Source organism: Mesorhizobium sp. GbtcB19, from assembly GCF_019091085.1.
Lineage (GTDB): Bacteria > Pseudomonadota > Alphaproteobacteria > Rhizobiales > Rhizobiaceae > Mesorhizobium.
The window spans coordinates 1-235 of sequence record NZ_JAGXJY010000541.1; the positions used below are offsets into that span (position 1 = coordinate 1).

A 235-nucleotide genomic window follows, 5' to 3' on the forward strand; every position below is an offset into this window, starting at 1 on the left:
GGGCGGTGGTGCCCCCCGCCGAATCCCGCCAGATCGACTTGCCCAACCCGGCATCCCCGTAATAGGCGCCCCGGGCGAGGGTGTTGAGCTCGAGCACGATGCCGATTTCCTTGACCCAGTTCTGGATCAGCTGCGCGTATTCGGGGATCTCCAGATAGCGCTCGGTGGTCAGCGTCATCTTGAAGCCGTGCGCGAGGCCGGCCGCTTCCATCAGCTGCTTGGCCTGGGCGATATC

Annotated in this window: 1 pseudogene; it reads right to left on the reverse strand. The window is 65.1% G+C overall.

Going from position 1 to position 235, the window contains the following annotated elements:
- Positions 1-235: pseudogene (locus KVT37_RS32975) on the reverse strand (peptide ABC transporter substrate-binding protein); the annotation flags it as partial.